Annotated in this window: 14 protein-coding genes and 2 pseudogenes; 11 read left to right on the top strand and 5 right to left on the bottom strand. The window is 56.7% G+C overall.

All coding sequences use genetic code 11. The features are described 5' to 3' along the window. Positions 1–424: 424 nt before the first annotated feature. Positions 425–682 (top strand): hypothetical protein, encoded by a 258-nt coding sequence (locus BM216_RS27985; protein ID WP_093002821.1) that lies wholly within the window; start codon positions 425–427, stop codon positions 680–682. Positions 683–1,640: 958 nt separating this feature from the next. Here BM216_RS27985 and BM216_RS27980 read toward each other — a convergent pair. Then, on the bottom strand, positions 1,641–2,192 hold the full coding sequence (locus tag BM216_RS27980; protein ID WP_093002819.1) for a sugar O-acetyltransferase: 552 nt from the start codon (positions 2,190–2,192) through the stop codon (positions 1,641–1,643). Positions 2,193–2,399: 207 nt separating this feature from the next. On the opposite strand from BM216_RS27980, the gene BM216_RS27975 reads away from it, so the two are divergent. The 5 genes from BM216_RS27975 (at position 2,400) to BM216_RS27955 (ending at position 4,586) form a co-directional block, all read left to right on the top strand. Then, a complete protein-coding gene (locus BM216_RS27975; RefSeq protein WP_093002817.1) occupies positions 2,400–3,398 on the top strand; it encodes an amidohydrolase family protein in 999 nt (332 codons plus the stop codon). A gap of 121 nt (positions 3,399–3,519) precedes the next feature. After that, positions 3,520–3,693 carry a hypothetical protein gene (locus BM216_RS34260; RefSeq protein WP_177230947.1) on the top strand — a complete coding sequence of 58 codons (174 nt, stop codon included), beginning with the start codon at positions 3,520–3,522 and terminating at the stop codon, positions 3,691–3,693. A gap of 5 nt (positions 3,694–3,698) precedes the next feature. Beyond that, positions 3,699–4,133 (top strand): hypothetical protein, encoded by a 435-nt coding sequence (locus BM216_RS27965; RefSeq protein ID WP_093002813.1) that lies wholly within the window; start codon positions 3,699–3,701, stop codon positions 4,131–4,133. Further along, positions 4,130–4,375 carry a hypothetical protein gene (locus tag BM216_RS27960; protein ID WP_093002811.1) on the top strand — a complete coding sequence of 82 codons (246 nt, stop codon included), beginning with the start codon at positions 4,130–4,132 and terminating at the stop codon, positions 4,373–4,375. Before BM216_RS27965 ends, BM216_RS27960 begins: the two co-directional genes overlap by 4 nt. Further along, entirely contained in the window at positions 4,365–4,586 is a 222-nt protein-coding gene (locus BM216_RS27955) for a hypothetical protein (RefSeq protein WP_093002809.1), read from the top strand. The genes BM216_RS27960 and BM216_RS27955 overlap by 11 nt, the downstream gene beginning before the upstream one ends. 43 nt (positions 4,587–4,629) lie before the next feature. On the opposite strand, the gene BM216_RS27950 is transcribed toward BM216_RS27955, so the two are convergent. Next, positions 4,630–4,818: a hypothetical protein gene (locus tag BM216_RS27950; protein ID WP_093002807.1), complete on the bottom strand. Its 189-nt coding sequence runs from the start codon at positions 4,816–4,818 to the stop codon at positions 4,630–4,632. A gap of 72 nt (positions 4,819–4,890) precedes the next feature. Here BM216_RS27950 and BM216_RS34810 point away from each other — a divergent pair. Further along, positions 4,891–5,014, top strand: a pseudogene (locus tag BM216_RS34810) (integrase); the annotation flags it as partial. A gap of 62 nt (positions 5,015–5,076) precedes the next feature. On the opposite strand, the gene BM216_RS27945 reads toward BM216_RS34810, so the two are convergent. Both BM216_RS27945 and BM216_RS34255 read right to left on the bottom strand, forming a co-directional pair. After that, the gene (locus BM216_RS27945) at positions 5,077–6,447 is read right to left on the bottom strand and encodes a pilus assembly protein TadG-related protein (RefSeq protein ID WP_143102885.1); all 1,371 of its coding nucleotides are present in this window, start codon (positions 6,445–6,447) and stop codon (positions 5,077–5,079) included. A 361-nt stretch (positions 6,448–6,808) separates the two neighbouring features. Further along, a complete protein-coding gene (locus BM216_RS34255) occupies positions 6,809–6,967 on the bottom strand; it encodes a hypothetical protein (RefSeq protein WP_177230946.1) in 159 nt (52 codons plus the stop codon). Positions 6,968–7,302: 335 nt separating this feature from the next. Between BM216_RS34255 and BM216_RS27940 the strand changes: the two genes are divergently transcribed. The 3 genes and pseudogenes from BM216_RS27940 (at position 7,303) to BM216_RS27925 (ending at position 10,857) form a co-directional block, all read left to right on the top strand. After that, entirely contained in the window at positions 7,303–8,214 is a 912-nt protein-coding gene (locus tag BM216_RS27940) for a recombinase family protein (RefSeq protein WP_093002803.1), read from the top strand. A gap of 1,413 nt (positions 8,215–9,627) precedes the next feature. After that, positions 9,628–9,934: pseudogene (locus BM216_RS34805) on the top strand (IS3 family transposase); the annotation flags it as partial. A gap of 416 nt (positions 9,935–10,350) precedes the next feature. Continuing rightward, positions 10,351–10,857 (top strand): hypothetical protein, encoded by a 507-nt coding sequence (locus BM216_RS27925; protein WP_143102883.1) that lies wholly within the window; start codon positions 10,351–10,353, stop codon positions 10,855–10,857. Positions 10,858–10,948: 91 nt separating this feature from the next. On the opposite strand, the gene BM216_RS34250 is transcribed toward BM216_RS27925, so the two are convergent. Then, positions 10,949–11,245: a response regulator gene (locus BM216_RS34250; protein WP_093002795.1), complete on the bottom strand. Its 297-nt coding sequence runs from the start codon at positions 11,243–11,245 to the stop codon at positions 10,949–10,951. 250 nt (positions 11,246–11,495) lie between these two features. On the opposite strand from BM216_RS34250, the gene BM216_RS27915 reads away from it, so the two are divergent. Beyond that, positions 11,496–11,903 carry a GIY-YIG nuclease family protein gene (locus BM216_RS27915; protein ID WP_143102881.1) on the top strand — a complete coding sequence of 136 codons (408 nt, stop codon included), beginning with the start codon at positions 11,496–11,498 and terminating at the stop codon, positions 11,901–11,903. Positions 11,904–12,570 lie beyond the last annotated feature (667 nt).

The raw sequence follows: 12,570 nt of genomic DNA, 5'->3' as shown, positions 1-12,570 counted from the left end.
TTTATCCTCGGAGCAACGGAGGTAGAAGATGCCATTTGAGTAACGATGTTGTTCCGACCGATCGCGAATTTCGCGCGCTGAGATTGGCGTGCCATCGAACTTGGACCCTCTGCTGAAAGTCCTTTTCCCGCGCAGTCCTTATTTGTACGAGGCATCATAAACCGCGAGAGAAAATCATGGCAAACCCACGAGCCGCCGATTCGTCGCTGCGCCCAAACGTCTTATCCGCTACGCGGCGCCGCCCCATCTTGCTCGATGCCCGCGCAAAAAAACCTCTGCACAGGGGGATAAGGGTTGGAAGTCAGAAAGCCACGAAACTGGCTTCTCCATCATCAGGCCAAATATCAGCCCATGTCGATGTACGCTCTAAGGCGTAGTTTCAATCTACGACATCTCGCATATTCTCCGCGCAACGGAGATTCGCATGCAGACTGAAAAACGCCGAGCCCTTTTCGAGGCCGTGGTGGCAAAGTACCAGCGCCTTGGTTTGAAATTCGAGTCTGATCCCGGCTTTCGGGCGTCCGTCGAAGAGTGGATCACTGGGGCCATCGAAATCGATGAGCTGCAGCAGCGTTATCGCGCGCTAACCGAAATGCGTCGGAATGTGAGAGCACTGATGCGGTCTTCGGCGATGATCCATACCCCTGCGCCGACAGAGATTGAGCCCGACCCGTCTGAATAGGCCGCGGGCTTGCGATCTTTGATCTCCCAGCGTCCTTCCGATGATCGGCTGCCAGCTTGCGCTCCGGATGCATTGCTCGCGACCGACTAGAGTTGACAGAAACCGGGCTGGCATTGCTCATTGAACGCTGCTTCCCGGAAGAGGTCCTTGCGGTCCCGACGTCGATTGGCTATTCGGCGTCCCGCAAACCATCGCACGCGGCACCATGCTGTTTTTTGAAGGTGAGAGCGGCCAGGCTAAAGGTGGCTGGCTGTTCTCACGCTTTCTCCAGCGTGCATCCGAGCACGCAATGCGCCCTGTGCGATATGGCCCATGTGAACTTGCATTCACGATAGCTAACAATTGTGATTGCGCCTCTGCGCGCCATACTGGTCAAGCCGGCGTAAGCGACAGACGCGGGCACGAGGCAGATTGGGAGGGGTCCTGACTGCCTCAATTCTTTCACGGAAAGCGTCTGGCTCGCCGCCGCGTGTCGGATGTGAGTGGAGGTCACCCCTGCTCGCGGGGCGGTTGCGGTGACCTCCACCCTTGGCTCTTTGCGCTACCGTCCAATCGAAACCATAAGGATTGCGGAATCATAGCAGGCAGTCGATTGTCCGTTGCGCGGTTGTTTCTCGGGCTCTCCTGGAACGACCGCAGCCGAAGGCGGACGATGCGCGGGAGGTAGCTCGTCGTTCGCCTGTTGGCTCTCCCGTCGCTCAACACGACACCGCGAAATTTTCGTGTATTGCTCTCCTGCAGCAAATCGGGCAGCACTGCCGTCGAAGTTGCCCGATCACAACAATGGCGCTTCTCCGATATCGGAAGGGCTGCTCTGAAACGTCATCAGCCTTTCCTTATTCAGCGACCTGTGACTTTCTCTATCCGTCGAAGCTCTGCCAAGGAAGCTTTCGATCCGCGAAGGCATTTCGTTTGAAGCCGGGGAGCCTTCCGCTGCTTCTATCGCCGATAAGACCAGTCAGCGGCTGATTGGACGTGCCGGATTGCCGACGACGGTTGCGCCTGACGCCACATCGCGGGTTACGACGGCCCCCGCGCCGACGATCGCTCCATCCCCGATGGTGACGCCGCCCCGGATGATCGCTCCACCACCAATCCAGACATCTTGTCCGATGTTGACCGGTCGGGCAATCTCGAGACCCGCCTTGCGAAGGGCCTTATCGTGATGGTGTTCGGGGCAGTAGATCTGGACCGCAGGGCCAAGCATCGTTCCATTGCCTATAAAGACCGATGCGCTATCGAGAATGACGCAGCCAGCGTTGAGATAGACGCCCATTCCAAGGCTGATATTGACGCCGTAGGCGCAATGGAACGGTGCCTCGATAAAGGCGTCGCCGGCGTTGGCGAACAGCGCGCGAAGCTCGGCAGCCATCTTGCCCCGCTCGTCCGGCCGCATGACATTGTGGGCGTGCACCGCACGTCGCGCCTGCATGCGCAGCGCATCGAGCTCCGGGTCCATGCAGCAATACCATTCGCCGGCGTCCATCTTCGCGCGTTCGCTGTTCAACACTTCGTCTCCGTTTTTCCTGTTCGGGATTTAGCCTCTGGATGCCGGATGTCGCAACGGGTTTGGAGATCCGGCGAGCCATAACCAAGCATACTGCCACATGACATGGTTGCCGGTGCCTGAGCCGCAATTTGGTGCCGGATCCCGAGGCCCACATGAACGGATCGTGTCTTTCGGCGTTGCTCCTCCTGTTATCGTTTTGAGGCAGGCATGAAACTGATCGCAATCGAAGAACATTTCCTGACGCCAGAGGTGGAGGGCGCCTGGGCCTCCATCAAGCTTGAGCTCGCTGATCCCAGCGTTGCCATTCACCGGGGTGATATCAAACGGCGCTTGCGCGATCTCACCGATGAGCGGATTGCCCTGATGGACGAGACCGGCGTGGACGGACAGGTCCTCTCACTAACGACCCCGGCACTTCACGACCTCGGGCCGAACAGCATCGATCTTGCCAGACGGATCAACGACATGATCGCTGAGGCGGTTGCCCGTCGGCCCGATCGCCTGCAGGCTTTCGCCACCCTCCCCGTCCCGGCGCCGGACGATGCCGCTCGTGAGCTTGAGCGGTGCGTTCGCACGCTCGGCTTTCAAGGCACGATGCTATGTGGCCGGGTCGGTGCCGCAAACCTGGATGATGCTTCGCTAATTCCGATATTCGAGACGGCAGAGGCACTCGGTGCTCCTGTCCTCCTGCATCCGCGTGCAGCACCTCAGGCAGTTCGTGACGCCTATTATTCCGGAATTAGCCCGAACATCGACGAGGCGCTGGCGACCTTCGGACTTGGCTGGCATTACGATGCCGGCATCCAGTTCATAAGGTTGCTGCTTGCCGGTCATTTCGACAGGATGCCGAGACTGCAGCTCATCCTCGGCCACTGGGGCGAGCTTGTGCTGTTTTACGCGGAACGCCTGTCGGCATTCGATCGAGTATCCGCCCTGAAAAAGCCGGTTGCGACCTATCTTCGGGAAAATCTGCACGTCACCGCAAGCGGCATGTTCTTCCCGCATTACCTCGAGCGGGCAGCAAGTGTGGTCGGAAAGGACCGAATCCTGTTTTCGACAGACTATCCCTATCAGTACAGGCCGGGCAGAGACGCCAGGACGTTTCTGGAGAACTGCGGGCTTGATGCGAACGAGCAGGATGATTTTGCCTCCGGCAACTGGCTACGGCTGACCTCGTCGTTGCCTGGTCGTGGAGGCGCGCCGTAACACTATCCGGTTCCTCCGGAGCGGCCTCATTGCCTTCCCTCTCCTGCCCGAGCATCCATCAAGTATCTTGACTTGCGCGCTGGAGTATGAGAACAAAAAGCGAACATTGATGGAGGTGCAGATGAATAGTACCGATGAAGTCGTCGCCAGAGCACTGGCCCTCGTTGCCGCGTCCCGCGCGCTTCGCGAGAAGCAGGAACGCCAGCGCAAGGAAACCTACGAGCGGGTGCAAATCGCCTCGTTGCGTAAGCCCAATATCCCGAAAGGCATTCAGTTGCCGCTCAATCTGCAATGAAGTCTATGGCAACCAAAGACCGCGTACGCCCTGCCTATCGCTGGGCAGAACTTCTGCCGACCGATGAGCCGAGCCGCGAGCTCATTGCTGCCGTGAGCGGTGCTGACGTTCGCCATTTCACCGCCAGCGTCGTTGGATCGGAAGACGGCAAGGAATGGCAGACGTCGTCATGGGTCGAGCTCGCCTATAGGAAGAGCGACGGCGGCTTTCGTGCAGTGTGGAAGAGCGGAGTCGGCGACACGCCCGAATTGCCTGGCGCCATCGTCAGCGACTGGAGTACGGCTCCCACCCGCGATGATGCCATCGCGCAGTTCTTCGACAGGCAGCGCGCAGCCGGCTTCCCGCTCGTCGGTGTCTGCGAGCTCATCAAGGTGCGCAACGGCACCAGAGGATATCGCGACGCGCCCGTGGTCCTCGGATATGAGCTGCCACTACCATGACGCTGCCTGTCCTGCGCGACTACCGCGCCGAAACGATCAACATGTCCTGCAAGCGCTGCGATCGGCACGGTGTCTATGACCGCAAGGCTCTGGTGAAGAAGTTGGGTGCCGCAATCGAATTCGTCGAACTACGCCGGATTTTAGCGATCGGCTGCGATCGACGCGGCACGGATGGATGCGAGGCATCGTTTCCGTGCTTGCTGACCGCCAACATTCTGATCGAGGCTCCCTATGAGCGATGAAAGCCGCACGGCCCAGCCCGAAGCCTACATTCTCGACGAGCACTACTGTCAGCACCATGGTTGCAAGAAGTGGGGATGCTATGGATTTGAAGAGAGCCGAACGGTCACCTTCTGGTATTGCGCCCAGCATCAGCCGATCAGCTATCGCGGCTCTGCTCGTCATGGCGCCGCCCGGTTGGAGGCAGCAGAAATCGCCGACATGCTGGGCTGAGGTGGGCTGGCAGAAAGTCCATCAGTGATGGGTGGCCTGGCCTTCAGGCCGTCGGCTTTGTCAGTTCTCGTGCGACACTGACATACATCTCCGCGGTCAATTCGAGAGCTGCAACCAACTGCTCATTGCTGAACGTCTCAGTCCAGAACCCGCTCTGTTTCAGCCAGGCGGCATCTTCCAGCAATCTCGACATCGTTTCCTGGTGGTGCGCGACCGTCTCTTCGGGCGTCATATCGTTCTCCTGTTTCCCGAAGACGATAGGGCGCTCCCTCTGCCTGGCAAGCAATCTGTTCACAGAAGCGGCAATCGCGGCACTCCCCTGCCCGGGGCGATGGAGCAGTCACGCCACCGGTCTGTGCAGCAGGATATCGAGCGACTACAACAATACAACGCGCAGGAGCGGGCAAGCCGCACGGATGATCTGGTGACGTATTGATTGGAAACTGGCCGGGTATGCGATCCGTCTCCACAAAGATCCACGTCCTTGGCCCTAAAATGCGAGGCGCAACCCCTTGTAGGAATTAGCAGCCTTGGTGAACAGGTGCGCCATGGCTTCAGCCATGTCATCATCCGGGCCCACCTCGAAAAACAGCTCCTCACTGGCGCACTCTTCAAGCGCTACAGATATGCGTTTGCCAAACTGCTTTTTCATGTAGGTCTCCCACATATGATCGCCGTCAGGCGGGATATATGTCGTGTAGAGTATAGCGATCTTGATGTTGCGATCTTTCAAGGCCTTGCAGTACTTCGTATCGATTGGCTCGAGACATCGTCCCTTGTCCTGATACCAACTCCCGCCGCAGGCGACGCCTTGCTTTAGACTGTCTGCAACACCATCGGTCACGAAGTACACAATTTTCTGCGGGTCTGAACGTGACGTGCCGCTTCCTCCCGGTCCGACAATCTCCTTGCCGACAAGGGTGAGAGCCGTGTCAAAGCTCGTGAGCGCATTTTCATGGAAGTGGTCGTGATCAGTCGTCTGAATAGAGACTTTTCCGACGGCGGAAGACGCCGTCGACATATCGACAGTAGAGGACAGCACTTTCAGGATCTGGTAGCCCTCCTTGAGAGCTGATTTACCGAACGAGTAGGCGGCAACGTGATATTGATCGGATGTCTCTTTCATCTCCGCCTTAACGCGATCAATGAGAGCCTGTGCGGCTTTGGCGACAACGTCGATGCGTAGCGTGATGTTATTGTTCCTCGCGACGATGTACGAGCTGTTTGGATCCGCTTTAAATGTGCCATCCGAACTCCATCGGCCCAGATGACATGCGAACTCGCAGCCTCTTTGACCATTTCCACGGGTGATGGCTTGGAACTTCTTGATGTCTTTTGTGGTCGCAGCGATCCCCATGGACGGTGTGTTGTCGAGCAACATGTAGAAGTCCGTGAAGGTCTTGTTTTCACTCCCGTAGACCGCCGTTGCCCCACCGGTGATCGTAACGTGCGTTTTTCCAAAAATATGCATGAATGTCGTCGGCATACCGACGCTGTACGATACCGAAGACGTGACCGCACCGGCCGCGCGCTGGACCTCGATTGAGACATCGAGGGGCCACCTCGTCAGGTCCTCAGCGGTGTTTAGGCTGCGATGACCCAGGAATAGCTTACGGCCCTCATCCTCGGCTACTGTAACACGGCCGTCCTGTCTCATCTTGCTCAGGGCGACCAGCCCTGGAGATCCTTCCGTGATTGCGCCAAGCGCGGCAGCGTCGGCGGCTCCATTGAGGTCACTGCGCAGGGTGAGAGCTCGACTGAAGTCGATGACCATGCCAGCAGCACCGATAAGGGGGACAAGAGCTAACGCTGTAAGTATGCCGAAATTTCCTGATCTGTCGGCCCAAATTCTATTGATCATCTGCCCCGCCTCTATCTGAAGGCGGCAATTTATTCGAGATTTGATAAAGATCGCTAAACGCGGCAGTGCGATTGCGACGACGGGCGCGTGATTTTCTATATTATCCGACAATAACGAGGATTTTCGAAGATTACAACCTTCGCGCTATTTAGAGTATACTTAACTTCATCCCGGTCGGTAAATTTTCACTTAGGGCCGATTGATTTCTGACGCCGACGAGTACTACGAGGTAGGCTTGCCTGTCGCGGCATGCACTGCAAGCCTAAAGGCAGCCGTGATAAGCGCCCCGTCTTCCGAAAAGACGATTGCCCGGCCGATCCGTCGAAGCGGACGCTCGATCCGGATCGGTCAACGGATACCGTCAAGCAGCAGGCGGCTGAGCCGACAGCTCGAGCGCAGCAACGACCTCCTGATTAGTGAAGGTATCAGTCCAGAACCCGGTCTCCTCGAGCCAAGCTGCATCCTCATCCCGTTTTAAAACCATTTGCTGAAATTCTTCCATGGTCTCTCCGGGCGTCATATCGATCTCCTGTGCAAACGAGACGGTGGAGCGTGATCCCTTCTTTTTAAGTGATGACCGAACTTCCCTGTGAGAATCGTTTCTGTAGTCTCGCGACGCAGAACAAGACGCGGTTCTTGCTAGACAACAGCACGATACAACACACGCCGAACTGCCAATTTCCGCCTCCAAGGGGGCCCTGACGCCAGACAAGGGTGCCAGATGGACGCGCCAATAGGCCGGGACCATCATCGCGCTCCACGGCCCTAAATCGCAGCATCAAACAACGCTTGCATAGGTATCAATCAACGCGCACTATTGACTGAACACGCAAATCGTTTTCGGCTGGAGCTTCCGTGGCAATAAACTCGAAGAATACCCCTCCTCCGCAACAGCATCGGCACGTAGGGTACGCGCGCGCCTCGACGGTGCATGAGATGGACGCTCAAGTCGCTCAGCTCCGTGGCGCCGGCTGTGACCGGATATTCGAGGAGCATGATCAAGGTACATCCCACGCCCGTCCAGTTGCTATCAGGCTCATAAGGGAGCTATCAGAAGGCGACGTCATGGTCGTAGTGCGACTGGACCGGCTGGCACGGTCCGTCAACCACCTGCTTGTCACACTTGAAGATCTTAAAAAGCGCGGTGTTCACTTCCGCTCACTCTGCGATCCGATCGACACAACCACGCCGCGAGGCATATTTTCGCTCCGGGTCCTCCGATCTGTTGTGGAGCTTGAGCACGCCGTAATCAGCGAGCGGACAAAGTCTGGGATGAAAGCAGCCAAGGCCAAGGGTCGACATGCCGGCAATCCCGGCCTTCGCGAAAGACGTCCGGACGCAATCCGTGCCACCACCGCGGCCCGGGATCGGATCTATTTGGAAAGCCTCACCGCATCAGCAGAAACCTGGCTCCCGACGGTCATGCAGCTTAGACCACAACACAGTTGGGAGAACGTGACGCGCGTGCTTACCCGCCGAGGTCTTGACTGGACCGTTGAGCGACTTCGACGCGCGGTGCACCGCATGGTCGAAGCAGAGCTTGCCCCTCCGGACCTACTTACGCGCTCCCCTCGTCGGCCGCCGGAAGAAAATCCCATAAAGCTCGTAGCAGCAATTGCGATTGCTGATCCGACCCTTTCGCTACGGGCGATCGCCACCCAACTCGATCAACTGGGAGAGCGACCGCCCCGGGGTGGAAGATGGCAGCCGTCCTCGATCAAGGTCTTGAAGGATGAAGCGTTCCGCCTCGGGCTTCTTCGGATCTAGGAGGATCGGACGTAACCTGTCTGTAAAACACGGCGCAGAGACATCCGTTGACCTTACATAGACATCCCCAGAAGACCGCATCCGTGATCAGCGCCCGCAGCCGGATTGAGACGCCCGCGGGGAAAACCCTCTTGCTCGTCCCCTCCCCCTCTTTCGCAGAGTACTGTAGGCTCGGGACACGTCCGCAACGCGGTCAATAGCGGATCTTACTTCCCAAGCATTCACATTAAGTTCCTGCTTTGTCGCAAAGGACACCAAGAGCTTTAGGAGGCGCAGTTGCTCGCCGCTCGTCAGCTTATGCCGCAGAGCGAACTCAGTTCCGCTGAACACCTCTTGCAGACCACCCTGATCGAAACGAGACATGTCATCACGCGTGCTCAACGCAACCCCTAAAGTCGGCCAGCCGTAGCGCGATTTGGAGGAGTTCGTGCCCTTGTACCCACATGGGTAGGATAACGACACCGTCTCCGGCGGCGCCCAAGTGAAGTCGTTGTATGATGCGATCGCGTCAGGGCGAAATGAGGAGGGCCAGAGCGATGACCGCTGAGCAGTGCTCGCCTCGGTCGTCTTGCCTTAATACATGCTGAGCCAGAAACGAAGGTTTTATCCCCGAAGGTCGCTTCCGGGATTATGACGTCCACACCGACCTCGTCGCGCTCTAAGCTTGTTCGGGTGTGAACTCAAAATCCGGCGGTGCGGCAACTTGTCATCAGCACAGAAAGATGCACGTGCGTTCCGCGCCGGTAAACGAAAGATCCATTGGCCCCGTCTACCAATGATTTTAGTTGCTTGGCCTCGAGCATAGTAGTCCATCTCATTAAGGGCGACGAACCCCGGCCGTTTGCAGATTAAGCATGCAACTGAATATTCTCCGGCCGACCAATGCCGGCCTTGCTCTGAGATCCCTCCTGGTGGCAGCGTGAGGTTCCAGCGGTGGGAGCAATGGTGGTAGGTCTAGTCCAAGGCGAATGACACGATGGCACCCGCCGGTTTCCCGAAGTTCTTTGAAGGCGATAGTAATACCATTAGAGCTTCCACATCGATCTTCCGTTCTCATCTTCACTGAAGACGCGGAGCCGAATGACAAGAAGCCTATTTGCCGATCAATGCGCAGGCTGATAGACAGAAACATTGGTCGGTGACCAGGTCTCATTCACCAACTCTAAATCAAAACAAGCCGATCCATCGCGATGTCACGCGCATGGGCGCGCTCGTCGGCGCATCCGCCTGCGCCGGTGCAGGTTTTTTGGGCTTGGCGACATGGCTACGGTAGTGCGTATCACCGGGTAGGGGGTCGCAAACCGGTTCCTCGTCCATCGACGAACCACATTTGACTATGGCCTGACCCAAGGGATCCTCGCAGTGACCGATTGAAAAGCCCGAAGATTTCTAGACGGCTTCTCTCCGGGAATGTGCTGACCGAACCATTTTGCGCGTCTGACGCGTTTCTCCGGGATTATGGCGAAGATCGGCTGCAAATGCCGTCCTGGTGTCTATGGCGGCAGGCCTGCCGTTTCTATCGACAATATACTCGACTGGCAATTTGACGTCGCGGCTCCAGAGGAAGCTTGGGTCAGGGGACATCACCTACATCCGAACCTGCAAGCGCTTCGCTTACAGCGCGGTCGTCATCGACCTCAATTCCCGATGGTTCATCGTGGCGATGCAGAGCCGACCGACCGCGGGCGTCGTTTTGCCTACGGCCGTGTGGAGGCGAAAGCTTCTTCAACCGTCTCAACCGTACACGTAATGAGTTGTTGTCGGCCGACAATTTTCTCAATTTATTCATTCATTTCAACAGTTTATCGGAATTTTGTTGATCGAGATGTTTTCGATGGAGGCGCACGGAACATGCGTAATCTGCGAATGGAGGTCAGTTGGAGGGAGACTTGGTGTCGGTCTTGTCCCGCGGGGGAGGGGGCTCCAGCATTTCGTTCTGGAGCGCCCGCAGAGGATTCTCACCGCAGATTGATATTCATGTTAAGGAAACGCCTAAAGCGAACTCCAAGCAATAAAGATAAAGCGCTCTTGCTGGCCTATGTTGTCGGCTGACAATTTGACGGATTTCTCTATTAGCTTCAGCAGCTTACGAAGAACTAGCGCCTCGGCTCATTTAAAAAGGTGGAATTGCTCTGCATGACGCCGCTTAAATCAAACTTCAACGAGCCTCGCGATCCGGCTGAACGAACAGGTCGCGGCTCGCCGGATTGCGCATCAGACAGGCGGCGTTGCATGCGTCCAGTGACTCCTCGGCTGATCAGGATCGTCATTCGCAACGGGATGTTCGACGTGACAACGCTGACATCCGATATGCAGACGAACAAAGAGTTCGGCGCTTCTTGCGGGAACGGCGGGAAGAAAGTGGCGGATCGGGTAATGTGGGCCGACCGCTGCGCCGCTCATGGGTCACAATTGCTCCCTTTAGTTGAGCTGAGCCCCTCTTCCATTTTCGCTCTGATTGCCATTGATTTCCGCAGCGTCAAACCTAAATCCGCTACATCGTTGGATTTATCCCCCATGAAACTGATGAAAGAGGAAGGCTTCGTACATTGCGGTGCGGGTCTTCCTCGACATCCGCTGAGCCTGTCAACGACAGCTCTCTTCCTCCTAGAGGCCGCCGGGTCGACCTGGCCCACCGGCTGATACCCTCGGTGGGTCGTGTAGATATTTCAAAGATGCTTTTCACTATGCATCTGTGAGATCGACCGCTCTGCGTACTGCATCGACTAATTTCTCAGCAGAATGGGGGCTTGGCAACGAGCGGCACGTTCATAAACTCGTGCGTAAGCTGATCGAGATCGTAGCGCGTGAGAAAAACAAAAGGGATCCGGTCCCGCTGAAGTCTCGCCGCACTCGTGTAGTCCGGTCCGTGACCCAGATTGATGTCCACGACAGCAGCAGTGAAATGCCAAGTCGTTAACTCGTTGAATGCTTCAGGCTGACTTGCGACCGCAGCAACCGTCGCGCCGGCAGAAACCAAATCGTCCACAATTCTTGCCGCGATCAGATTGTCGTCCTCGATCACCAACATATGGTGCCCGTCTAATCGCTTCGTCTCGCGCCGCATAGAAAGCCAGTCTACGCGATTCGGACGGCAAAGTGGTGTGATGTCCGGTAACGTACGGACCTCAGTTTTTTCCCCGGTCCGGCGAATTTGACGACAGCCCCGGAAAAACACGCTCAGAATCGACAATATATGGAGGGCACTCCGGATATTCCTTTACACCCGACGGATAACCGGGTTTTATATGTGTCTCGACGGCACTATGAGGCGGATCTTCTTGAGCGCATCAGCAATCCTCGACATCGGGTTCGTTTATGTCGGCTCCTGGACCAACGACGCATCCCGTCCTCATAAGGCGACCTGGATAAGGCAACAGTCAGGTCTCTATGCCTTTATCATTGGTGATAGTGTAATGTATCTGGGCGCTACCGCCTTCTTGGACAAGCGCCTTCGCCACTACAGTCGTTTGGCATTCACGAACGTGTCAGGGGAGCCGCGGGAGGTTCATAGAAAAATTTCTAGTTGCATTAAGCAGGGTATCGAGGTCGCTGTCGCGGCGAGAATCCATCCGAACGCGCCTATGGAAAACCTCAGTCACGAGTTGGGAAAACTGGTAAAAGAGATCAACCCGATCTGGAATGCGATGACAGAAGGAAACTTCAGCACGCAAAGATTAAGCAAATAGGCCATTAAGCCGATCGTCCCAGGCTGATCAACCGCATTATCTGCCTGAATGCGAAAGCGGCCAGCTCCACAACGCCCTGATGCGGTCAGCATTATCCTTCCAGGGTAGACCTGATGCGCGCGTAACGGGGCTGCTCAATCTCGCTCCCAGTGACAGCCGCTTGGGATAGCTCAACAGCCAATCATGGTGGGAAAGCAATTTCGAGGTTTGCGGCTTGTTGCGACAAGTCGTTCGCTCGAAACAATGGCCTCCTCGTTTTCAACCGAGACGCATCCCCTCTCTCGAGACGCTCGCCATGCCCTTGGGCTCAGCAAATGACGGAGACATGAGAATTTCCCCAATGTGTGATCTGGACAACGGCTTGATTGAACGTGCCGGCTGCCTGCCCCACCCACACCACAGAACTCGCTCAAGGCGCGGCGTCATGTCGAAGCTGCCATCGGTCGACCCGGCTGCCCCGATATTGAAACTTGGTCCCCCGACTAGAGTAAGAGGAGGGCAGGGGTGTCGAAGTAGAAGCTTCGCGAGAAACGATGCCAGAATTTTTCAATGAACCTGCAGAGCTTTTTTCGCGTCGGCAGGGAAGCGGTCATTCCGGCTCATCGCGCGGTGAGTTGAAGTAAGACATCATATGCCGGATCATGATTGAGGCAGGCAACCTGCCCGA

This window comes from Rhizobium sp. NFR07 (genome assembly GCF_900111905.1).
Classification (GTDB): domain Bacteria; phylum Pseudomonadota; class Alphaproteobacteria; order Rhizobiales; family Rhizobiaceae; genus Neorhizobium.
Note: the sequence above shows the minus strand (reverse complement) of the source record. Positions and strands in the feature narration are given on the sequence as shown.